This is a genomic window from Streptomyces canus (assembly GCF_030815415.1).
GTDB classification, from domain to species: domain Bacteria; phylum Actinomycetota; class Actinomycetes; order Streptomycetales; family Streptomycetaceae; genus Streptomyces; species Streptomyces canus_F.
Genome location: NZ_JAUSWW010000001.1, coordinates 1,925,996 through 1,948,794 on the forward strand (window position 1 = coordinate 1,925,996; position 22,799 = coordinate 1,948,794).

The 22,799-nt window shown below is 70.2% G+C and carries 20 protein-coding genes; 2 read left to right on the plus strand and 18 right to left on the minus strand.

The window, feature by feature from the left end; all coding sequences use genetic code 11:
- Window positions 1-33: 33 nt before the first annotated feature.
- The 18 genes from QF037_RS09050 to QF037_RS09130 form a co-directional block, all read right to left on the minus strand.
- Window positions 34-1,419, minus strand: a complete 1,386-nt coding sequence (locus tag QF037_RS09050; protein WP_307023557.1) for an aspartate aminotransferase family protein — start codon at window positions 1,417-1,419, stop codon at window positions 34-36.
- Window positions 1,416-3,374, minus strand: coding sequence for a 1-deoxy-D-xylulose-5-phosphate synthase (gene dxs, locus QF037_RS09055; protein ID WP_307023558.1), 1,959 nt, complete (start codon window positions 3,372-3,374; stop codon window positions 1,416-1,418). The genes QF037_RS09050 and dxs overlap by 4 nt, the downstream gene beginning before the upstream one ends.
- Window positions 3,375-3,400: 26 nt before the next feature.
- Window positions 3,401-4,558, minus strand: a complete 1,158-nt coding sequence (gene ispG, locus QF037_RS09060; protein ID WP_307023559.1) for a flavodoxin-dependent (E)-4-hydroxy-3-methylbut-2-enyl-diphosphate synthase — start codon at window positions 4,556-4,558, stop codon at window positions 3,401-3,403.
- A gap of 4 nt (window positions 4,559-4,562) precedes the next feature.
- On the minus strand, window positions 4,563-5,585 hold the full coding sequence (gene hpnH, locus QF037_RS09065) for an adenosyl-hopene transferase HpnH (protein ID WP_307023560.1): 1,023 nt from the start codon (window positions 5,583-5,585) through the stop codon (window positions 4,563-4,565).
- Between the two features lie 5 nt (window positions 5,586-5,590).
- Window positions 5,591-6,232: a phosphorylase family protein gene (locus QF037_RS09070; protein ID WP_307023561.1), complete on the minus strand. Its 642-nt coding sequence runs from the start codon at window positions 6,230-6,232 to the stop codon at window positions 5,591-5,593.
- 1 nt (window position 6,233) lies between these two features.
- Window positions 6,234-8,225 carry a squalene--hopene cyclase gene (shc, locus tag QF037_RS09075; protein WP_307023562.1) on the minus strand — a complete coding sequence of 664 codons (1,992 nt, stop codon included), beginning with the start codon at window positions 8,223-8,225 and terminating at the stop codon, window positions 6,234-6,236.
- 117 nt (window positions 8,226-8,342) lie between these two features.
- Window positions 8,343-9,470 carry a polyprenyl synthetase family protein gene (locus QF037_RS09080; protein WP_307023563.1) on the minus strand — a complete coding sequence of 376 codons (1,128 nt, stop codon included), beginning with the start codon at window positions 9,468-9,470 and terminating at the stop codon, window positions 8,343-8,345.
- Window positions 9,470-10,864 (minus strand): hydroxysqualene dehydroxylase HpnE, encoded by a 1,395-nt coding sequence (gene hpnE, locus QF037_RS09085; RefSeq protein ID WP_307023564.1) that lies wholly within the window; start codon window positions 10,862-10,864, stop codon window positions 9,470-9,472. The genes QF037_RS09080 and hpnE overlap by 1 nt, the downstream gene beginning before the upstream one ends.
- Window positions 10,861-11,001 (minus strand): DUF6380 family protein, encoded by a 141-nt coding sequence (locus tag QF037_RS50915; RefSeq protein WP_373463690.1) that lies wholly within the window; start codon window positions 10,999-11,001, stop codon window positions 10,861-10,863. Before QF037_RS50915 ends, hpnE begins: the two co-directional genes overlap by 4 nt.
- Entirely contained in the window at window positions 11,001-11,951 is a 951-nt protein-coding gene (hpnD, locus tag QF037_RS09090) for a presqualene diphosphate synthase HpnD (protein ID WP_307023565.1), read from the minus strand. The genes QF037_RS50915 and hpnD overlap by 1 nt, the downstream gene beginning before the upstream one ends.
- Window positions 11,948-12,880: a squalene synthase HpnC gene (gene hpnC / locus QF037_RS09095; RefSeq protein WP_373463691.1), complete on the minus strand. Its 933-nt coding sequence runs from the start codon at window positions 12,878-12,880 to the stop codon at window positions 11,948-11,950. The genes hpnD and hpnC overlap by 4 nt, the downstream gene beginning before the upstream one ends.
- A 354-nt stretch (window positions 12,881-13,234) precedes the next feature.
- The gene (locus tag QF037_RS09100) at window positions 13,235-14,011 is read right to left on the minus strand and encodes an ABC transporter ATP-binding protein (protein WP_307023566.1); all 777 of its coding nucleotides are present in this window, start codon (window positions 14,009-14,011) and stop codon (window positions 13,235-13,237) included.
- A complete protein-coding gene (locus tag QF037_RS09105; protein ID WP_307023567.1) occupies window positions 14,004-14,942 on the minus strand; it encodes an ABC transporter permease in 939 nt (312 codons plus the stop codon). The genes QF037_RS09100 and QF037_RS09105 overlap by 8 nt, the downstream gene beginning before the upstream one ends.
- Before the next feature lie 100 nt (window positions 14,943-15,042).
- Window positions 15,043-15,915 carry a glycosyltransferase family 2 protein gene (locus QF037_RS09110; protein WP_307037065.1) on the minus strand — a complete coding sequence of 291 codons (873 nt, stop codon included), beginning with the start codon at window positions 15,913-15,915 and terminating at the stop codon, window positions 15,043-15,045.
- 5 nt (window positions 15,916-15,920) lie between these two features.
- Window positions 15,921-16,700 (minus strand): CDP-alcohol phosphatidyltransferase family protein, encoded by a 780-nt coding sequence (locus QF037_RS09115; RefSeq protein WP_307023568.1) that lies wholly within the window; start codon window positions 16,698-16,700, stop codon window positions 15,921-15,923.
- A complete protein-coding gene (locus QF037_RS09120; protein WP_307023569.1) occupies window positions 16,678-17,739 on the minus strand; it encodes an iron-containing alcohol dehydrogenase family protein in 1,062 nt (353 codons plus the stop codon). The genes QF037_RS09115 and QF037_RS09120 overlap by 23 nt, the downstream gene beginning before the upstream one ends.
- Complete coding sequence (locus tag QF037_RS09125; RefSeq protein ID WP_307023570.1) at window positions 17,727-18,488, minus strand: phosphocholine cytidylyltransferase family protein; 762 nt, start codon at window positions 18,486-18,488, stop codon at window positions 17,727-17,729. The genes QF037_RS09120 and QF037_RS09125 overlap by 13 nt, the downstream gene beginning before the upstream one ends.
- The gene (locus tag QF037_RS09130; protein WP_307023571.1) at window positions 18,485-20,278 is read right to left on the minus strand and encodes a DUF5941 domain-containing protein; all 1,794 of its coding nucleotides are present in this window, start codon (window positions 20,276-20,278) and stop codon (window positions 18,485-18,487) included. The genes QF037_RS09125 and QF037_RS09130 overlap by 4 nt, the downstream gene beginning before the upstream one ends.
- Window positions 20,279-20,562: 284 nt before the next feature.
- On the opposite strand from QF037_RS09130, the gene galE reads away from it, so the two are divergent.
- Both galE and QF037_RS09140 read left to right on the plus strand, forming a co-directional pair.
- Complete coding sequence (gene galE, locus QF037_RS09135; protein WP_307023572.1) at window positions 20,563-21,528, plus strand: UDP-glucose 4-epimerase GalE; 966 nt, start codon at window positions 20,563-20,565, stop codon at window positions 21,526-21,528.
- A 149-nt stretch (window positions 21,529-21,677) separates the two neighbouring features.
- Entirely contained in the window at window positions 21,678-22,619 is a 942-nt protein-coding gene (locus QF037_RS09140) for a cation diffusion facilitator family transporter (RefSeq protein WP_307023573.1), read from the plus strand.
- Window positions 22,620-22,799 lie beyond the last annotated feature (180 nt).

Genomic DNA, 22,799 nt, shown 5'->3' on the forward strand with positions numbered 1-22,799 from the left:
CAATTTTCTTGCCTCAGAGGCAAACCACTCCGACTACCGGTTGGCCACCGCCTGCTTGACCAGGGTCTTCCCGAAGTCCCACATCAGCCCGCCCCCGCCGTGCGCGTCGTCCATGATGTCCGTGAAGGCGTCGACGAACCGGTCCACCTCCCGCTCCCCGACGGTCAGCGGCGGGATCAGCTTGATGACCTCCAGATGGTCGCCGGAGACCTGGGTGAGGATCCGGTGCCGCTGGAGCAGCGGTACGACGACCATCTGCGCGAACAGCCCCTTGCGGGCGGCCTGGAGCATGGTCCAACGACTGCGCAGACCCAGGGACTTGGGCCGGCCGAACTCGATACCGACCATCAGGCCCCGGCCGCGGACATCGGCGAGCAGCTCGTACTTGTCGACCAGTGCCGCGAGCCGGTTCTTGAGCAGCTCGCCGGTGGCGCGGGCGTTCGCGGTGATCTGCTCGTTCTCCATGACGGACAGCACGGCCAGCCCGGCCGCCATGGCCTGCGCGTTGGACCCGAAGCTCGCCGAGTGGACCAGGACACGGTCGATCGACGAGAAGACCTTCTTGAAGATCCAGTCCTTGCCGAGCGTGGCGCCGACCGGCACATAACCGCCGGAGAGCGCCTTGGCCACGCACACCAGGTCCGGCTCGACGCCGTCCTCGTGCTGGTAGGCGTAGAAGTCGCCGGTCCGCCCGAGCCCCGTCTGCACCTCGTCCGCGATGAGCAGCGCCTTGTGCCGGTGCAGCAGTTCCTGGGCGGCGCGCAGATAGCCGGGCGGGGGCTCGAGGACGCCCTTGCCCTGGATGGGCTCGACGATCAGGGCGGCGACATCGCCCTTCTTCAACTCCCTTGCCAGGGCGTCGAGATCGCCGAGGGGTACGGCCGTGTCGGGCAGCAGCGGGGCGAAGCCGTCACGGAAGCCGTCCTCGCCGTTGACCGACAGCGAGCCCGTGGTGAGCCCGTGGAAGGCGTGGTCGCAGTACAGGATCCGCGGCTTGCCGGTGGCCCGCCGGGCGAACTTCAGCGCGGTCTCCACCGCCTCCGTACCGCTGTTCCCGAAGAACACCCGGTCCAGGTGCGGGCTGTGCGCGAGAAGCTTCTCGGCCAGCAGCCCGGGCAGCGGCTGGCAGTCGAAGCGGGTGAGATCGGCGAGCCCGGCGTCGAGGACGTCGTGCAGCGCCTTGCGGACGACGGGGTGATGACGGCCCAGGCCCATCACGCCGAACCCGGCGAGCATGTCCAGGTAGTCGTTGCCGTCCGCGTCCCAGAAGTACGCGCCCTCGGCCCGCTCGTAGACCTTGTCGAAGCCGATGGTGTGCAGCATGCGCGGGAGCTGGTGGTTCAGGTACTTCGTGTGCAGCTCGTAGCGCTCGGCTCCGCGCTCGGCGAGGAGTCTGCCGAGGTCGAACTCCGTGGTCATTCAGCCTTCTCCCTGACAGGGCCGCCGGTCTGCCCGCCGACGGCCGACGTTCCCTCGGCCTCCTTGGCGGCCAGCGTCTCCTCGGCCTCCTTGACCGCCAGACTCGCGCTGATCCGTCCGGCGACCTCCACCGGCGTGAGCCCGATGTCGGCGAGCACCTCACCGCGCTTGGCGTGCGCGAGGAACTGCTCCGGAATCCCGAACCGCCGCACCGGTATGTCGACTTCGGCGTCGCCCAGCGCGAGGGCCACCGCGGAACCGACCCCGGCGGCACGGCTGTTGTCCTCGACGACGGCGACCAACCGGTGCTCGGCGGCGAGGCCGGGCAGCGCCGGGTCGACGGGCTTGATCCAGCGGGGGTCCACGACCGTGCAGTCGATACCTCGGGCCTCAAGCAGCTCGGCGGCCTGGAGGCAGACGGGCGCCATCACACCGACGGCCACCAGCAGCACCTCGGGCCGCTCCCCTCGGTGCAGCACGTCCATGCCGCCCACGCGGTCCACCGCGGGGATCCGCGGGCCCACCGACTCCTTGGGGAAGCGGACGAGCGTCGGCGCGTCGTCCACCGCCACGGCCTCCCTGAGCTGCGAGCGGAGCTGGTCCGCGTCCCGGGGGGCGGCGATCCGCAGGCCGGGGACGACCTGGAGTATCGACAGGTCCCACATGCCGTTGTGCGAGGCCCCGTCCACACCCGTGACACCGGCCCGGTCCAGCACGAACGTCACTCCGCAGCGGTGCAGCGCGACGTCCATCAGGAGCTGGTCGAAGGCACGGTTGAGGAAGGTCGCGTACACGGCGACCACAGGATGCAGCCCGCCGGTCGCGAGCCCGGCCGCTGACACCGCCGCGTGCTGCTCGGCGATGCCGACGTCCCACACCCGGTCCGGGAACCGCGCCGCGAACTTCCCGAGCCCCACCGGGTGCAGCATGGCCGCCGTGATGGCCACGACGTCCTCGCGCTCCTCCCCGATCGCGAGGATCTCGTCCCCGAACACCGAGGTCCAGGAAGGCCCGTTGGAAGGCGCGAGCGGCTCGCAGGTGAGCGGGTCCATCACACCGACGGTGTGGAAGTGGTCCTCCTCGTGGGCGAGGGCGGGCTCGTAACCGCGCCCCTTCTCCGTCAGGCAGTGGACGAGGACCGGCCCGTGGAAGCGTTTCGCGCGCCGCAGCGCCGACTCCACGGCCCCGATGTCATGCCCGTCGATCGGGCCGACGTACTTCAGCCCGAGGTCCTCGAACATGCCCTGCGGAGCGAAGGCGTCCTTGAAGCCCTTCTTCGCACCGTGCAGCGACTCGTAGACCGTGTTGCCCACGACCGGGGTCCGCAGCAGTACGTCCTTCCCCCAGGCCAGGACCTTCTCGTAGCCGTCGGTGGTCCGCAGCGTCGCGAGATGGTTCGCGAGACCGCCGATGGTCGGCGAGTACGACCGCTCGTTGTCGTTGACGACGATGATCAGCGGCCGGTCCTTGGCGGCCGCGATGTTGTTCAGCGCCTCCCAGGCCATGCCGCCGGTGAGCGCTCCGTCGCCGATGACCGCGACCACATGCCCCTTGTCGCCCTGCACCTGGCAGGCCTTGGCCAGCCCGTCTGCCCAGCCGAGCGCGGTGGAGGCGTGGCTGTTCTCCACGATGTCGTGCTCGGACTCCTCACGCGAGGGGTAGCCGGACAGACCGCCCTTGCCGCGCAGCTTCGAGAAGTCCTGACGTCCCGTCAGAATCTTGTGCACATAGCTCTGATGACCGGTGTCCCACACAAGGCGGTCCACCGGCGACTCGAAGACCCGGTGGAGCGCGATGGAGAGTTCCACCACCCCCAGATTGGGCCCGAGGTGTCCTCCGGTCCTGGCCACGGAGTGGACCAGGAACTCCCTTATCTCTTCGGACAGTTCACCGAGTTCCGCCTCGGACAGCGCCTTCAGGTCACGTGGTCCCCGGATGTTCTCCAGAATCGTCACGTCGGGCCCCCTTCGGTCCGTGCTGTTCAACTCACGGTGACGGCCGGCTCCCCCGACGCGACGCCGTCCTGCTCCATCTGTTCGGCGATCTTCATCGCCTCCTCGATGAGGGTCTCCACGATCTTCGACTCGGGGACGGTCTTGATGACCTCGCCCTTGACGAAGATCTGTCCCTTGCCGTTGCCGGAGGCGACCCCGAGGTCCGCCTCCCGCGCCTCGCCGGGACCGTTGACCACACATCCCATCACCGCGACCCGCAGGGGCACTTCCATGCCCTCCAGGCCCGCCGTGACCTCGTCGGCCAGCTTGTAGACGTCGACCTGGGCGCGCCCGCAGGACGGACACGACACGATCTCCAGGCGCCGCTGCCTGAGGCCCAGCGACTCCAGGATCTGGATGCCGACCTTGACCTCCTCGGCGGGCGGCGCGGACAGCGAGACCCTGATCGTGTCGCCGATGCCCCTGCTGAGGAGCGCCCCGAAGGCCACCGCCGACTTGATCGTGCCCTGAAAGGCGGGACCGGCTTCCGTGACCCCCAGGTGCAACGGGTAGTCGCACTGCTCGGCGAGCAGCCGGTAGGCGTTGACCATGACCACGGGGTCGTTGTGCTTGACCGAGATCTTGATGTCCCTGAAGCCGTGCTCCTCGAACAACGACGCCTCCCACAGCGCCGATTCGACGAGCGCCTCCGGTGTCGCCTTCCCGTACTTCTGCAGGAGCCTGCGGTCCAGCGACCCGGCGTTGACGCCGATCCGGATCGGCGTGCCGTGGTCCGCGGCGGCCCGGGCGATCTCCTTGACCTTGTCGTCGAACTGCTTGATGTTGCCGGGATTGACGCGTACGGCCGCACAGCCGGCCTCGATCGCCGAGAACACGTACTTGGGCTGGAAGTGGATGTCCGCGATCACCGGGATCTGCGACTTGCGGGCGATGGTCGCGAGGGCGTCCGCGTCGTCCTGCGTGGGGCAGGCGACGCGGACGATCTGGCAGCCGGACGCGGTGAGTTCCGCGATCTGCTGGAGAGTGGCGCCGATGTCGGACGTACGGGTCGTCGTCATCGACTGCACCGACACCGGCGCCCCGCCCCCGACCGCCACCGGCCCGACCTGGATCTGCCGCGACACGCGCCGCTCGGCGATCGGCCGGACCGGTACCTCGGGGAGGCCCAAGGAGACGGCGGTCATGTCCTCACTCCCGGTTTCCGGAGACCGTCTCGCGCATCGCGCGCAGCGACTCCTTCAGCGAACCCATGGTGGCGAGGACGGCGGTGGGCTCGTAGCCGCAGTGCGCCATGCAGTTGGCGCAGCGCGGGTCCTTGCCGCGGCCGTACTTGTCCCAGTCGGTCTCCTCGATGAGTTCGCGGTACGTCGGCACGTACCCGTCGCTCATCAGGTAGCAGGGGCGCTGCCAGCCGAACAGCGAGTAGTTCGGGATCGCCCACGCCGTGCACGGGAAGTCGACCTTGCCCTCCAGGAAGTCGAGGAACAGGGGTGAGTGGTTGAGCCGCCACTTCTTGCGGTTGCCGCCCGCGAAAGCCTTCTTGAAGAGCTCGCGGGTCTGCTCCACGCCCAGGAAGTGCTCCTGGTCGGGCGCCTTCTCGTAGGCGTAGGCGGGCGAGATCATCATCTCGTCGACGTGCAGGTCGTCGTTGAGGTAGTTGAGCACCTCGATGACGGTCTGCGGGGTGTCCGTGTTGAAGAAGGTCGAGTTGGTGGTGACCCGGAAGCCGCGCTTCTTGGCCTCCTTGATCGCCTCGACGGCTTCGTCGAACACGCCCTCCTTCGCCACCGACTCGTCGTGCCGCTCACGCAGCCCGTCGATGTGCACGGCGAAGGCGAAATAGGGCGAGGGCGTGAACTTGTCCATCTTCTTGCGCAGCAGCATGGCGTTGGTGCAGAGGAAGACGTACTTCTTCTTCGCCACCAACTGCCGCACGATCTCATCGATCTGAGGGTGCATCAGCGGCTCACCGCCGGCGATGGACACCATCGGCGCACCGGACTCCAGCACCGCCCCGACGGCCTGCGCCACCGGCATGCGCTGCTTGAGCACACCCGCCGGGTGCTGGATCTTGCCGCAGCCCTCGCACGCGAGGTTGCACGCGAAGAGGGGTTCCAGCTCCACGATCAGCGGGAACTTGTCCCGCTTGCGGAGCTTCTGTTCGGCCAAGTATGTAGCGACCTTGATGGACTGACGCAGCGGCATGGCCATCTGGCTCACCTCCTGGGGAGCAGCAAGGAACGGTGCCATTCATAGAAAGCGGGAAGGACGGAACGAAGGACGCGGAAAGCTGATATTCCACCGCGCACCGTGCCGATCCGGACGAGTTCATGTTCTGGAGCGTCCACGACCACCCGGACGGCCGCAACGGGGCGTACCCCCGACCGCACGGCGCTGTGGAGCGTCGCCGCGGACTCCATGTCGACCGCGATCGCGCCGGTCGCGAGCAGATCGGACCGTTCGTGACCGCGTACGACGTGATCGGAGCCGGTGAGCGGTCCGGTGTGGACGGTGCGTCCGGGGGCCGCCCGCAGGAGCTCCTTGACGAGTAGGTCGGTCCCGACGCAGGGAACGGTTCCGTCCGGATCCCGGGTCTCCTCGGCGACGACGAGATCGCCGGGGTGCATGCCGGGGGCGAGCCCCGCACAGAAGCCGGTGGCCAGTACCGCGGCATCGGCGAGCGCGGGATCGGTGAGGGCGCGGGTGACGGCCCGCTCGGCCGCCTTGGGTCCCATGCCGGTGCGGAGCACGGTGACCGGCCCGTCGGCGCCGGCGCGGTCGCCGCTGCGCAGGGCGAGGTGCTCGATGCCGAGCGCGCAGGCGATCAGCAGCGGGGCGGAGGCCGGCCGGGTGGTCATCTCACGCCTCCCCCGCCTTGGCGAACGGCTCTCCGTGGACGTACCGGCCGAGTGCCGTGAGCGGGAAGACCTGCCGGTAGAGGTGGTAGTTGATGGAGAAGTCCCACGGGAAGCCGGTGCCGGTGAAGTAGGGCTCGTCCCAGGAGCCGTCCTCCCGCTGGGTGGCCGCGAGCCATGCGACGCCCCGCTCGACCGCGTTGGAGTCCTTCTCGCCCGCGGCCAGCAGGGCCATCAGCGCCCAGGCCGTCTGCGAGGCGGTCGAGGCGCCACGGCCGCTCCACACCGCGGCCTCCTTGTAGGAGCGCAGATCCTCGCCCCAGCCGCCGTCGTCGTTCTGGACGGACTCCAGCCAGCTCACCGCCCGCCGGATCGCCGGGTGCGCGGCGGGGATGCCGGCGGCGGTGAGCGCGGGCACCACCGACCCGGTGCCGTAGACGTAGTTGACGCCCCAGCGCCCGAACCACGAGCCGTCCTGCTCCTGTTCGGCGAGCAGCCACTCGATGCCGCGCCGGGTGCGCGGGTCGTGCGCGAGTCCCTCGACGGCCAGCATCTCCACCACATGGGCGGTGACATCGGCGGACGGCGGGTCGATGACCTCACCGAAGTCGCAGAACGGCAGCCGGTTGGGGAACGGGCTGGTGTTGTCGACGTCGAAGGCGCCCCAGGCACCGTTCTTCGACTGCATACCGAGGTTCCAGCGCACCCCGCGCCCGATCGCGTTCTCCACCCGGTCCGGGTCGTGGTGCCTGACGCGGCGCAGGGCGAGGACGACCTCCGCGGTGTCGTCGATGTCGGGGTAGTTGTCGTTGTGGAACTCGAACGCCCAGCCGCCCGGGGGCAGTTGGGGGCGCTTGACGGCCCAGTCGCCCGGCCGGACGATCTCCTCGCCGAGCATCCAGTCCGCGGCCTTGACGAGCTGCGGATGGTCGGCGGGCACTCCGGCGTCGGCGAGCGCGATGGTGGCCAGGCAGGTGTCCCACACCGGCGACTGGCAGGCCTCGATCATCCGGGACCCGTCCTCACGCCAGATGGCGAAACGGTCCAGCGACTCCAGTCCCGCCCGCATGACCGGGTGTTCGAGGTCGTAGCCGACCAGGTGGAGGGCGATGACCGAGTACACGGCCGGCGGCTGGATACCGCCCCAGCAGCCGTCGTTCTCCTGCCGTTCGATGATCCAGCGGGCGGCGGTGTTGATGGCCGCCTTGCGCAGCCGGCGCGGCACGACCTTGCGCGCCTGGTGCAGCGCCTTGTCCAGACGCTGGAAGGCGCCGTCCCAACTCGCCACCGGGGCAAGGGGCTTGGCCGGGTTGGGGTCGGCCGGATCGGTGTGCAGTTCGTCGAGCGGGAAGGGGGCGGGCCGTACCGGCCGCTTCGCCGAGACGATCGTCAGCGGGACGATGGTCTGCCGGGCCCAGCAGCCGAAGTCGTAGATGTTGAGCGGCACCCACTTCGGGAAGTAGATGAGCTCGGGCGGCAGTTCGGGCAGGTCCTCCCACTTCCACCAGCCGAACAGGGCGAGCCAGATCCGGGTGAAGACACGGGCGGAGGCGATACCGCCCTGGGCGCGGATCCACTCCGACGCCCTCGCCATGTGCGGCTCGTCGGGTGCGTCACCGGCCAGCCGGAGGGCGACGTACGCCTCGATGGTGGTGGAGAGTTCGCCGGGTCCGCCGTAGAAGGAGGCCCAGGTGCCGTCCTCGCGCTGCTCGCCGCGGATGAACAGGCCGGCCGCGCGGGTGGTGGACTCGTCGCCGATACCCAGAAACTGACGGAGCAGCAGATCCTCGGCGTCCATGGTGACGTTGGTCTCCAGGTCGCCCTTCCACCAGCCCTGCGAGTCCTGCCGTGCGAGCAGGTACTCCGTGGCGCGTTGCACGGCGCGTACGGCGGCTTCGTGTACCCCGGCCGCCGCGGGGGTCTCGATGTCGGTTTCGCTGGCCGCGGCAGTCCGGGGCGGCAGAGCCCCGGTGCTTCCGTCGGTCGTCGCTGTCATGGCTTCCCCTTCGTGCAGTGTGCATGTGGTGCTCTGCTGTGGGTCCGCCGTCGGCCGGTGCTCGGTTTCCCGCGACACCGGCCGGCGACTACGCGAGGGCTATTCGACCGATAGTGATCATCTCTTTCGTACGACGACGAAGTCGGCGAGCGCGGTGAACCGTGCCCGCACCCGGTCGGGCATGTCGATGGCGTCGAGCGCCTCGACGGCGATGGTGTGCTGACGTCGGGCCTCGCCGGCCGTCCAGTCCCGGCCGCCCGCCTCCTCGATGAGGGCGGCGCGGGCCGCGAACTCCTCCTCGGAGAAGTTCTCGAAGTCGCTGCTCTTGGCGTCCGCGGCGAGGATCTCGCCGAGCTGGTCGGAGGCGGAGCCGCCCGCCGCGAGCGCGGCCACGACCGGCAGCGACTTCTTGCGCTGACGCAGGTCGCTCCAGGTCTGCTTGCCGGTGGAGACCGGGTCGCCCCAGATGCCGAGCAGGTCGTCGACGGCCTGGAAGGCGAGGCCGAGGTGGTAGCCGTACCTTTCCAGGGTGTCGGCGGTGCGGTCGTCCGCGCCGCCGAGCACCGCGCCGATGGAGCTGGCGCAGGCCAGCAGGGCGCCGGTCTTGTTGCCCTCCATCTCCAGGCACTCCTCGACGCTGACGCGGTCGCGGTGCTCGTAGGAGATGTCCTGGGCCTGGCCGTCGATGAGGGCGCGGGTGGCGGAGGTGAGGCGCCGGGTGGCGCGGCCCGCGGCGACGGTGCCGAGTTCGAGGAGCACCTCGTTGGCCAGCGCGAACAGGGCGTCGCCGACGAGGATGGCCTGGGCCGGGCCGTGCACCTTCCAGACGGTGTCGCGGTGGCGGCGCTGCTCGTCGCCGTCCATCAGGTCGTCGTGCAGCAGCGAGAAGTTGTGGACCAGCTCCACGGCGACGGCGCCGGGGATGCCGACCTCGGGCGCGGCACCGGTGACCTCGGCGGACAGCACCGCGAGTGCGGGGCGCACGGCCTTGCCGCCGTCGCCGGCGGTCGGGTTGCCCTCGGCGTCGATCCAGCCGAAGTGGTAGGCGGAAACGGTGTCCATGGGAGCGGCCAGGCGGTCGATAGCCGCCCTCAGCACCGGAGTGGCCAGGGTTCGGCCACGCTCCAGAAGCGCGGTCACGTCCACCGCCTCGGCAGCCGTCGAGGCCGGGGGCACAGTGGGCACAGTCTCTCCTCTTGTTGCGGTACCGGGGGTGCGGGGGCCTGCCGCGTGCTGATCGAGCATCAGGCCGCCTCCTCCATGTCGAAGAGGCGGCTGGGGCGGGGCCGGCCCAGGGCGCTCAGCGCGGCGTCCGCCGCACTCACACCACTGCGGACCGCACTCTCCATGGTCGCGGGCCACCCTGTGGCGGTCCACGCACCGGCCAGGTACAGGCCGGGGGTTCTGGTGCGGGCGCCGGGCCGCAGCCGTCCGACGCCGGGGGCGGGATCGAACGTCGCCGTCCGCTCCCTGGTCACGAAGAAGTCCCTCACCTCGGCACCGCGCGCGCCGGGCAGCAGCCGCTCCAGCTCCGGCAGATAGCGCTCGCGCAGGACGGCGACCGGCTCGTCGATCTCGTCCTGCGCGGCCGACTGGGACAGGGCCAGGTACTGCCCGTCCCTGAGCCCGGAGGCGTCGGTGCGGTCGAACACCCACTGCACCGGGGTGCCGAGGGCGGTGAAGAAGGGACGGTTCAGCACCTTGCGGTCGTACACGACGTGCACGTTGAGGATCGGCGCGGTGCCGATCGCGAGCAGCTGTTCGGGGGCGTCGAGGGCGCCGTCCGGCAGCAGGTCGTACGTCTCGCGCTGGGGTACGGCGAGGACGACCGCGTCCGCGCGCAGCGTCTCGCCGGGAACCTGAACGCTCCAAGTCCCGTTCTCGTCAGTAGAGATGGAGGTGACGCGTGTACGGACCTCGGTACGCACGCCCGCGGAGTCGAGCGCCTTGCGGGCCAGCCGGTCATGCAGTTCACCCAGCGGTACGCGCGCCCATCCGATGTCGGCCGCGCCCGGGTCGGACAGCAGGCCGGTCTTGAACACCATCGCGGCGAGCCCCAGCGAGGCGTCGCCCGCGACCGCGTTGAGGGTGGCGACCCCGACCAGGTCCCACAGGGCCTCCACGGCACGCGCCGACTGACCGTGCGCGGTCAGCCAGCTGCCGAAGCTCTGTGCGTCCAGGTCCGGATCGGCGAGATCGAGCCCCTTGAGCGCGAGCGCGGCCCGGCCCACCTTGGCCCGTTCGGCGAGCGAGAGATGCGGATATGTGGCGAGGCTGCGCCCCAGATGCAGGGGCACCGGCAGCGCGTCGCGCCGCAGCCTGCCGAGCCGCCGGCCCTCGGGCTTGTCGACGTCGACCACGGGCACGTCGAGACGGTCCTGCAGCGGCGCCAGCGCGGTGCCCTCGATCCGGTCGAGGAACCAGCGGTAGGCGGTGCAGCAGCGCAGATAGACGTGCTGTCCGTTGTCGACGGTCAGCTCGCCGCGCTGGAAGGAGAAGGCGAGCCCGCCCAGCCGCGGCCGGCCTTCGAGCAGCGTGACGCGGACACCCGCGTCGGCGAGGGCGAGCGCCGTGGTGATGCCGGCGAGTCCGCCGCCGATCACGACCGCGTCCCGCCCCGACTGATTGCCGTCGGTCATCGTGCGCCCTCCCCTGCCCGGCCGCTGTGGTATTTGAACGGTGCACAGCCGACCGTTGCAGTCAGGGACGCGCTCCCTGAGCGGAGGGTTGCGTGCCACTCTTCCCCAGCGGCATCACCTTGGACCGAATTGTCCATCAGGCGCGCCTCCTGACGGTCCGCCGCGTCACATGCCGGGCGTCGAGGCCGGAGAGGCCGCGCACCGCGACGTACGCCTTCTCACGTCCGGGCAGCGAGACCCGGCCGCGCAGCACCGCCTGGGGATCGCGCTCGATACGGTCGAGGAGCCGGCGGTAGATGCCGGCCATGGCGGCGACACAGGCACCGCTGCGCCGGTCGAGCATGGGGAGCAGCCGGTAGCCCTCGGCGAAAAGAGCGCGGGCCCGGCGCACTTCGAAGTGCACGAGACCCGCGAAGTCGGAGCCCTCCGGTGGCATCGGCCCGCTGAACCCGGCCGAGCAGCCGAACTTCGCGAGGTCGTCGGCCGGCAGATAGGTGCGCCCGCCCTCGGCGTCCTCACGGACGTCCCGCAGGATGTTGGTGAGCTGGAGCGCGAGACCGAGCGTGTCGGCATACTCCGGCGCGCGCTCGACGCCGCGCGCCCCCTGTTCCGTACCGAAGACACCGAGCGAGAGCCGCCCGATGGCGCCGGCGACACAGCGGCAGTAGACCTTGAGGTCGTCCCAGGTCTCATAGGTCTCGCCGCGTACGTCCATCAGGACGCCGTCGATGAGCTCGTCCAGGCCCCCCAACGGGATCGGGAAGGTCTCGGCGGCATGGGCGAGGGCGACCGCGACCGGGTCGGTGTCGTCCTCGTCGACCGCGCCCTCGCGGACCCGGGCCAGCATCGCCCGGGTGTCCTCGAGTCTGACGGCCTTGACCTCGCGGTCCAGCGCGCCGTCGCCGATGTCGTCGACGCGGCGCGAGAACGCGTAGAGCGCGGACATCGCGCGGCGCTTGGGCAACGGCAGGAGCCTGATGCCGTACGCGAAGTTACGGGCCTGCTGTCCGGTGACGGCCTCGCAATAGCTGTAGGCGGCGAGTACCGGTGCGGACACGCGTGGTTCGGCCTCCACGGTCCGGATCACCCCTTTCCTCGCAGAGTCACGCCCACCTCGCGCAGCAACTGGAGCTTGCCGGGCTTGGGCGGGCCGGGAAGTACGTCGTATTCGGCGGCGGCAATCGCATGGATGGCCGCCCTTCCCCCCGCCACGAACCCCGCGAGCAGCAGCTTCAGCCTGCCGTGGACGCTACCCACCAGGGGGGCGCCTTCATTCAGGAGACCGCGGGCGCGTTGTGATTCGTACGCGACCAGTGCGCGCACCGATGCGCCTGCGGTCTTCGTGGCGAGATCCGCCTCCTGGACATGGAACCGTTTCATGTCCTGGGCGGGCAGGTAGATGCGGTCGCGGCCGAGGTCCTCGGCGACGTCCTGGAGGTGTTCGACGATCTGCAGGGCCGTGCAGATCGCGTCCGACAGCCGGATCCGCTCGGGGGTCGAGGTGCCGGTGACGCCGAGGACGAGGCGGCCCACGGGGTTGGCCGACAGCTCGCAGTAGGCGAGCAGATCGTCGTAGGTCTCGTACCGCTTGACCAGCTGGTCCTGGCGGTTGGCGGCGATCAGTCCGAGGAAGGGCTCGGGGGTGAGCGAACAGCGGCGGACCGTCGGCCGGAGGCGGCGCAGCAGGGGGTGGCGGGGTTCTCCGGAGAAGACCCGTTCGAGGTCGGCCTCGAAGGCGTCCAGCAGGCGAAGCCGGTCCTCGGCGTCCTCGGCCGGCACACCGAGGAGACGGGCGTCGGCGCCGCCGGGGGCGAGGTCGCCGTCGCCGATGTCGTCGACAAGGCGGGCGAACCCGTACACCGCCATGAGATCGGTGCGCCAGGCCCTGGGCAGGAAGAAGGGGGCCACGGGGAAGTTCTCACCCGCGGCCTTGTCCAGCGTGCCGCGCTCCGGATCGGGAGCGCCCGCCGTGCCGGTTCCCGTCACCGCGGACCGCCCGGAGCGGCGACGGCACATGCGTTGAGCTGGGGAGTTTCCGTAGCCATAGCCGTCACATCTCCCGTTCTACACCGCCGACCCAATACACACTATTTCGGACACGCCGCCCAGCCTTCCGCGCAGCCGCTCCCACTGAAGGTGTCGGGCATTATCGCCCCACTTGCCGCGATTCGGGACCGGTACAGCTTACGTTGTACAACTCAACGTGGTGAGTCGGGGTGTCCTGGACATCACAACAACACACCAATTGGCTTCAAGATTCCTACGCCGTACCGAAGTTGACGTTTCCTTTGCAGACGCGGGGCCCCGCCGGAGCAGTTCCGGCGGGGCCCCATGAAGCGTCGTGGCCCGGTTCGTCCAGGCCCGGGTGGACTACTTGCCCGTGAACTTCTCGTACTCCTTGAGGACCTCTTCGGTCGGGCCGTCCATGCGCAGCTCGCCGCGCTCCAGCCACAGGACCCGGTCGCAGGTGTCACGGATCGACTTGTTGTTGTGGCTGACCAGGAACACCGTGCCCGCGTGCTTGCGCAGTTCACGGATGCGCGCCTCGGAGCGCTTCTGGAACTTGCGGTCGCCGGTCGCGAGGGCCTCGTCGATCATCAGGACGTCGTGGTCCTTGGCCGCGGCGATGGAGAAGCGCAGCCGGGCCGCCATGCCGGAGGAATAGGTGCGCATCGGCAGGGTGATGAAGTCGCCCTTCTCGTTGATGCCGGAGAAGTCGACGATCTCCTGGTAGCGCTCCTTGATCTGCTCCCGGGACATGCCCATGGCGAGGCCGCCCAATATGACGTTCCGCTCGCCCGTGAGGTCGTTCATCAAAGCCGCGTTGACGCCGAGCAGCGAGGGCTGGCCGTCGGTGTAGACCTTGCCGCTCTCGGCGGGCAGCAGGCCGGCGATGGCGCGCAGCAGGGTCGACTTGCCGGAGCCGTTGGAGCCGATCAGGCCGATGGCCTCACCGCGGTAGGAGACGAAGGAGACACCGCGCACGGCGTGCACCTTGCGGACGCCCCGCTCCTCGCCGCGCTTGACGATGCGGCTCAGGGCGGCGGTGGCGCTGCCCTTGCCGGACTTGGCGCCGTTGACGCGGTAGACGATGTGGAGGTCGTCCGCGATGACGGTGGGGCGGGGGTCCCGCTGCTGCTCAGCCACGGCCGTACCTCTCCTCGGCCTTCCAGAAGTAGACGAAGCCGACCGCACCGGCGAGCAGCGCCCAGCCGAGGGCGAAGAGCCACACGTGCGGGGGCAGGTACTCCGAGCCGTATCCGTCGATCATCGCGAAGCGGACCAGGTCCATGTAGATCGCGGCGGGGTTCCACTGCAGGACCTCGGTGACCCAGCCCGGCATGTCCTTGTCGGCGAGCATCGCCGGGATGCTGAACATGACGCCCGAGGCGTACATCCAGGTCCGCAGCACGAACGGCATCAGCTGGGCCAGGTCGGGGGTCTTGCTGCCCATGCGGGCGAAGATCAGCGCGAGGCCGGTGTTGAAGACGAAGTGCAGGACCAGCGCGGGCAGCACCAGCAGCCAGGACAAACCGGGGTAGCTGCCGAACGCCACCATGACCACGACCAGCACGATCATCGAGTACAGCAGCTGCTGGAGCTGCTGCAGCGCGAACGAGATCGGCAGCGAGGCGCGCGGGAAGTGCAGGGCGCGGACCAGGCCGAGGTTGCCGGAGATGGCGCGCACGCCGGCGAGGACCGAGCTCTGCGTGAACGTGAAGACGAAGACGCCCGTGACCAGGAACGGCACATAGATGTCGTGCGGGATGCCCTTCCGGGCGCCCAGCAGCAGGCCGAAGATGAAGAAGTACACGAGGGCGTTCAGGAGCGGCGTGGCCACCTGCCACAGCTGGCCGAGCTTGGCCTGGCTGTACTGGGCGGTCAGCTTCGCCCGCGAGAACGCGAGGATGAAGTGACGGCGGTCCCAGAGCTGGCGGACGTACTCGACGAGCGAGGGGCGGGCGCCGCTCACGGACAGCCCGTACTTGTCGGCGAGCTGGGCCGCCGTGAGGCCCTCGTCGGGCGACGGAGGCGCGGTCACCGCGACTCCGCCGTCGTGCGTTGTCTCACTACTCACCAGTGGAAACTTTCGTCTTCGAGATGCGCAGCCTGTGCGGGCTGGGGGCATGGACCGGGGTCCTGGGCCGGGCCCGGTGGTGCTCTCAGTTTCGAGCTTGTCAGATGACCGGGGGCCGGCCCAGTCGGGTCAGCCGCCACACCGTACGCCACTTCATGGGCCTGCGGGGGCCGCAGCCGGTGCTCCACCCCTCCCGGAACCCGCCGAACCACGCCTTGAGCGCGGGCCGCGAGGGGCGGCGCAGCAGGGTGAGCAGCATCCAGACCCCGAGGTAGACGGGGACCAGGAGGGCGGGGAGGTTGCGGCGGGCGAGCCAGACGCGGTTGCGGGCGACCATGCGGTGGTAGACCGCGTGCCGCGAGGGCGCGGTCGTGGGGTGGTACAGCACCATGTCGGACCGGTAGTCGATCATCCAGCCCGCGTCGAGAGCCCGCCATGCCAGGTCGGTTTCCTCGTGGGCGTAGAAGAATGCGTCCGGGAGACCGCCGACTTCGGCGAAGACCTTCGTCCGTACGGCGTTGGCGCCGCCGAGGAAGGTGGTGACCCGGGAGGAGCGCATCGGGTCCGCGGCGCGCAGCCGGGGGACGTGGCGGCGCTGGGTCTCGCCGGTGTCCGGGTCGGCGATGCGGAAGCTGATGATGCCGAGTTCGGGGTCGGCCTCGAAGGCCTGGCGGCACAGCTCGGCGGTGTCGTGGTTCGCGAGCAGGCCGTCGTCGTCGAGGAAGAGCAATATGTCGACGTCGCGGCCGCTGGGGCCGAAAGCCTCGATGCCGACGTTGCGGCCGCCGGGGATGCCGAGGTTCTCGGGCAGCTCGACGGTGCGCACACCTTCGGGGACCTCGGGGACGGGCGAGCCGTTGCCGACGACGGCCACCTCGACGCGGTCGCCGTCCTGCTTGGCGACCGAGTCGAGCAGGGCCCGCAGTTCGTCGGGGCGGTTGCCCATGGTGATGATGACCGCGCCGACCTTCATGCCGCTCACTTCAGCCTGCTGGAGGCGAGGATGGACACGAGGTGCAGCAGGGTCTGGAGCAGCGCGATGCCCGCGAGGACCGCGACGCCGAGCCGGGTCCAGAAGAGGTCGCCGCGCATCTGGTCGACGATCGCCAGGACCAGGATCAGCAGGGACGCCTCGATGCCGAGGATCAACCGGTGGAACTTCAGCAGGGCGGCGGCCTTGCGGGCCAGTGCCATGCCGGAGGAGCGCATCTCGGACGCCGACTCCTGGACCGGCGGCTTGCCGGCCTGGTGCCGGGCGACACCGACGAGGTCGGTCTCCGCCTTGATCAGGATGGCGCCGAGCGCGGCCAGGGTGCCGAGGAAGGCCCACAGCCAGTCGATGCGGCCGCTGCCCCACAGGTCGGCGGCGCGCAGACCGAAGCCCACCAGCACGGCGGCGTCGGTCAGGTAGGCGCCGACCCGGTCCAGATAGACGCCGTTGAGGGAGTACTGCTTCTTCCAGCGGGCGATCTCGCCGTCGACGCAGTCCAGCAGCAGATACATCTGCACGCAGACCACACCGAGCACGGCCCCCGGGATCCCCGGCACGAGCAGTGCCGGGGCCGCGAGGACACCGAAGACGGTCATCAGGTACGTGAGCTGGTTGGGCGTGACCCTGGTGTTGACCAGGTAGCGGTCGATCCGCAGGGACACCTCGCGCATGTAGAGGCGCCCCATCCAGTGCTCACCGCTGCGCCGGTCCTTGACCCCTGCGGGGTGCACGACCGGACGGAGTTCAGCTACCGATGGTCTTGACATAGTCGACGTAGAGATCCTTGATCTGGTCGGGCTTGAGGTCGAGGTGTTCGAGGATCGTGTACCGGCCGGGCCGGGTCTCCGGAGCGAACTCCACGGCGCGGACGAACTCGTCCACGGTGAAGCCGATCTCCTCCGGAAGCACCGGCAGTCCGTGCCGACGCAGCACGGAGGCCATGTGCGCCGACTCCTCGTGGGCACCTCGCAGGAACATCGCGAAGGTGGCGCCCAGTCCGCACTGTTCGCCGTGGGCGGCGGCGCGCTTGGGGAACAGCAGGTCGAAGGCGTGGTTGATCTCGTGGCAGGCACCCGAGCAGGGGCGGGAGTCACCCGAGACCGACATGGCGATACCGCTGAGCACGAGCGCCTCGGCGAGCACCTGGAGGAAGTCCGTGTCCCCTATGCCGCCGGGGTGCCGGAGAACCGCCTCGCCGGCCTGGCGGGCGATCGCGGCGGCCAGGCCGTCGATCTTCTCGCCCTTGACGCGGTTGGCCAGCTCCCAGTCCGCGATCGCGGAGACGTTGGAGACGGCGTCGCCGATGCCCGCGCGCACGAAGCGGGCCGGGGCCTCGTGGATGACGTCGAGGTCGATGACGACCGCGATGGGGTTCGGCACACCGTACGAGCCGCGGCCCGCGTCGTTGTCGAGGGTCGCGACCGGGGAGCACAGGCCGTCGTGCGCGAGGTTCGTCGGTACGGCGACCAGCGGCAGGCCGACGCGCGCCGCGGCGAACTTGGCGCAGTCGATGATCTTGCCGCCGCCGAGGCCCACGACCGCGTCGTAGTGGCCGGCCTTTATGTCACTGGCCAGCTGTACGGCGTCGTCGAGGGTGCCGCCGCCGACCTCGTACCAGGTGGCGCCGGGCAGCGAGGGTTCGAGCCGCTGTCGCAGCCGGGCGCCGGAGCCGCCGCTGACGGCGACGGCGAGCCGGCCGGAGTGCGAGATGCGCTCGTCGGCGAGGACGCCCACCAGGTCGTCGAGGGCACCCGGGCGGATGTCGACGACGACCGGAGCGGGGATGAGCCGGGTCAGTAGAGGCACGCGATCTCCCGTCCGCGGGCGAGGTCGTCGTGGTTGTCGATCTCGACCCACTTGACGTCGCCGATCGGCGCCACGTCGATCTTGAAGCCGCGGTTGACGAGCTCCTGGTAGCCGTGCTCGTAGAACTGCTGCGGGTCCGTCTCCCAGACCGTCTTCAGCGCGTCGGCCAGGTCGGCGGCGGCGTCGCCCTCGATCAGGGTGACACCGATGTACTCACCGGTGGCCTCGGCCGGGTCCATCAGCTTGGTGATCTTCCGGACGCCCTTGCCGGGGTCCACGACGACCTTCATCTCCTCGTCCGCGAGCGACTTCACGTCGTCCAGGGCGAGAATGATCCTCTTGCCCTCGCCACGGGCGGAGAGCAGCGTCTTCTCGACGGAGACCGGGTGGACGGTGTCGCCGTTGGCGAGGATCACGCCGTCCTTGAGGGCGTCACGTCCGCACCACAGGGAGTAGGCGTTGTTCCACTCCTCGGCCTTGTCGTTGTCGATGAGGGTGAGCTTGAGGCCGTACTTCGCCTCCAGCGCCGCCTTGCGCTCGTACACGGCTTCCTTGCGGTAGCCGACGATGATCGCGACCTCGGTCAGGCCGATCTCCGCGAAGTTGCCAAGAGTGAGGTCGAGAACCGTGACCTCATCGGGGCCGCCCTCTATGCCCGCGGGACCCACCGGCACCAGAGCCTTGGGAAGGCTGTCGGTGTAGGGGCGCAGACGCCGTCCGGCGCCGGCCGCCAGCACGAGGCCGATCATGCGGGTTCTCCTTCATCGTGTACGGCGGGCGCCCCGGAGGACACCCAGAAGCGGATGCTCTCGACGAGCACCAGCAGGGCGACGGCCACGGCGAGAGCCGTGAGCGCGACCGTGAACTGCGAGGCGGTGAGCGCGGCGGCCAGGACGGCGACGAGCAGCGTCCGCCCTTCGTGCCCCCCGATGGCGCGCACCAGCCAGGCCGGGGACGCGCCGGCGTTGCCGCGGATGCGGTACACCGTGTCGTAGTGATGGTAGGCGACCGCGGCCACCAGCCCGAAAGCCGCAGGAAGGGCTCCGTTCACATCGGCTTTGGCCGCCAGGACCAGGACGGTGCAGTACTCGGCCGCCCTGAAGAACGGGGGGATCAACCAGTCGAGGGCGCCCTTGAGGGGACGCTCAATGGCTTCCGCGGACAGCATGGTGTAGCCGCCGGCCATCAGTACGACCCACCAGCTCGGTCCCCACGCCCAGGCCCCGAGCGTCACCAAGAGAGCGCCGGCGGCGGCGCTGAGGGGGGCCGTGGGACGGGACGGGCCCGGCAGGAAGCGCGCTATCACCTCGGCCAGCGGACCGCTGTCCGCGAGGTCCGCCAGGGCCTGTGCCGCCCGGTCCGTCCGCTCGGCCTTGCGGGTCAGCGAGCGCAGCACCCGGCCCGCCGTGGTGTACGTGGCCGCGAAGGCACAGCCGATGAGCAGGGTGTAGAAGGTGATCCGGGGCGTCGTGGCCGCCGTCAGGATCGCGATCATCGCCCAGCGCTCGCCGATCGGCAGCACGATCATCCGGCGGATCCACACCGTCCAGCCGACGCTGTCCAGCTTGTCGGAGAGCGCGGCGGTGGGGCTGGTGTTGGCGGTGGCGTCGTGGTTCGCCTCGTTGAAGGAGAAGTCGACGACGTGCCGGCAGGTCTGCAGGATCATCGCGCCGAGCGCCAGGGCCCAGACGTCGTCGCCGCCGCGGGCGGCTCCGAGGGCGAGACCTGCGTAGTAGGCGTACTCCTTGGCCCGGTCGAAGGTGGCGTCGAGCCAGGCGCCGAGCGTGGAGTACTGAAGGGAGTAGCGGGCGATCTGGCCGTCGACGCAGTCCAGGACGAAGGACGCGATCAACAGCACGCCGGCGGCTATGAAGCCGGCCCGGGTGCCGGTGGCCGCGCTGCCCGCCGCGATCAGGGCGGTGAGCAGGGAGGCGGTGGTGACCTGGTTCGGGGTCAGGCCCCGGCGGGCGCACCAGCGCGCGATGTAGCGGGAGTAGGGGCTGATGAAGTGGGTGGTGAAGAAGCCGTCGCGGGACTTCACGGCCGACTTCAGGCGTACGGCTTCGTCGTCGACGTCCGCGACGGCCTGCCGTGCCTCGTTGCGGGCCTGCGGATCGGCGGGCACGGCGGCGACCAGGCTGCCGAGCTCGGGGTGGTGCACACCGGCGTTCTCGGCGTCCAGCGCGGTGACGATGCGGTCGGCGAGGCTGTCGACGGCGACCGTCGTCCCGCCGCCGGCGCTGCTCTCCCGGGCCATCGCACGGGTCAGGGCCTGCCGCCCGGCCGGCTGAGCGGTGACGGCGCCGGAGATCGCGGCGAGCGGGAAGCGGGGGTCGGTGAGGCCGAGGCGCAGGGCGTGCGGGTGGCCCACGAAGCGGGCGTCGACCACGGCGACCCGCTGGTCGCCCGGGACCTGGGCGAGGAGCGTCTCGGCGTCGGCGGCGTCCGAGGCAACCCGGACATCGAAGCCGAGCGACCGCAGATCGCCCTCGATCGACGATCCGGGGACCGGCTGACCGGTGAGGATGGCGGTCGACAACCGAACTCACTCCCTGGGTGCCGACGCGGGGCGCCGGTCATCTGCATGGTGGGGGCGCCCCTCGGCGTGGCTCGGCGCGCCCGGGCGGCATGTCGGCAGAGGCTATCGGATGCCGGGAAGCCCGCGTTCACCGCCCGTTCATGGGCCGATCAACGCCGTCTCCCCCGGCCTTTGCCGCGATCATCATGGGTGATCACGGGCCCCGCCCACAAACCGCGGGTCACCGGACCGGGCATCTGGGACATTGCGGGGCCCACCACCGCCTCGGCATAGGGTGGGCGACCATGACATGGCTGATCACAGGCGGAGCGGGATACATCGGGGCCCACGTGGCGCGGACCATGACGGACGCCGGGGAGCGCGTCCTCGCGCTGGACGATCTGTCCGCCGGGTTCCCGGCGCGGCTGCCGGCGAACGTGCCGCTGGTGCGGGGTTCGTCACTGGACGCCGGTCTGCTGAAGCGGGTGCTCGCCGAGCACGAGGTGACCGGGGTGGTGCACCTGGCCGCGCGCAAGCAGGTCGCCGAGTCCGTCGCCCAGCCGATGCGCTACTACCAGGAGAACGTCGGCGGACTGGCGACGCTCCTCGAAGCCGTCGCCGAGGCGGGGATCGAGCGCTTCCTCTTCTCCTCGTCCGCCGCCGTCTACGGCAACCCCGACGCGGAGCTGATCACGGAGGACACCCCGTGCGCCCCGGTGAACCCGTACGGCGAGACGAAGCTCACCGGTGAGTGGCTGGTGCGGGCGGCCGGGCGGGCGCACGGCATCTCGACCGTGTGCCTGCGCTACTTCAACGTGGCGGGCGCGGCCACGCCGGAGCTGGCGGACACCGGTGTCTTCAACATCGTGCCGATGGTCTTCGACCGGCTCACCCGCGACGAGGCCCCGCGGATCTTCGGCGACGACTATCCGACGCCGGACGGCACCTGCATCCGTGACTACATCCATGTCGCCGACCTGGCGGAGGCGCATCTGGCGGCCGCACAGGGGCTCGGGGACCGCAGCGGGGACCTGACCGTCAACATCGGCCGCGGCGAGGGCGTCTCCGTGCGCGAGATGGTCACCGTCATCGGCGAGGTCACCGGCGACCGGCGGCCCGCCGTCGTGGAGCCCCGGCGCCCCGGCGACGCCCCGGTCTCGGTGGCCTCGGCCGCCCGGGCCGCTGCGGAGCTCGGCTGGACGGCACGCCGCGGGGTCCACGAGATGATCGAGTCGGCGTGGCGGGGCTGGCGGCTGCACCACGCCAAGTGAAGCGGGGGCGTTCTGACCTGCGGGATCGTTTCCGCAGGTCAGAGCACATGACAACGGTGTTCAGTGCCGCGTTGCCCCATACCCCCCACCCGTAGTTCACTGTGTCCCCGGACGGGTTGTTCGGGGTCAACGCACAGGAGGCGGCTTCCATGGGGGCTGGGCATGATCACGGGCACGCGCACTCGCATGCGCCGCCCGGCGGTACGGCGACCGCGGCGTACCGGGGCAGGCTGCGGGTCGCGCTGTCGATCACGCTCACCGTCATGGTGGTCGAGATCGTCGGCGGCATCATGGCGGACTCGCTCGCCCTGGTCGCGGACGCGGCGCACATGGCGACGGACGCGCTGGGCCTCGGCATGGCCCTGATGGCGATCCACTTCGCGGGCCTCCCGCCGAGCGGGAAGCGCACCTTCGGTTACGCCCGCGCGGAGATCCTCGCCGCGCTCGCCAACTGTCTGCTGCTGCTCGGCGTCGGCGGGTACGTCCTGTACGAGGCGATCCAGCGGTTCGTCACGCCGGCCGGCACCGAGGGCGGGCTGACCATCGTGTTCGGCGCGATCGGCCTGGTCGCGAACATGATCTCGCTGTCGCTGCTGGTGCGCGGACAGGCGGAGAGCCTGAACGTGCGGGGCGCCTTCCTGGAGGTCGCGGCGGACGCGCTCGGCTCGCTCGCGGTCATCATCTCCGCGGTGGTGATCCTGACGACCGGCTGGCAGGCCGCCGACCCGGTCGCCTCCCTGGTCATCGGACTGATGATCGTGCCGCGCACGTGGAAGCTGCTGCGGGAGACCCTCGACGTACTGCTGGAAGCGGCCCCGAAGAACGTCGACATGGACGACGTACGGGCCCACATACTGGCGCTCGACGGCGTCGAGGACGTCCACGACCTGCACGCCTGGACGATCACCTCCGGGATGCCGGTGCTGTCTGCGCACGTGGTGGTGCGCTCGGACGTGCTGAGCGCGATCGGTCACGAGAAGATGCTCCACGAGCTCCAGGGCTGCCTGGGCGACCACTTCGACGTGGAGCACTGCACCTTCCAGCTGGAGCCGGTCGGGCACGCGGAGCACGAGGCGAAGCTCTGCCACTGAGACTCCCGCAAGCATGCCCGAACGTCCCGAAAGTGCGTTTCATGCGGAATGCAGCGATCCGGTGACCGGCTGCGTCCTCCACCCCACAGCACCTCCCCGGACGGTTCCCCGTCCGCCGCGCCGGGCACGATCAACTGCCGGTAGTGCCGTATTTGTGCGGCACACTTGGTGCGCGAAAAA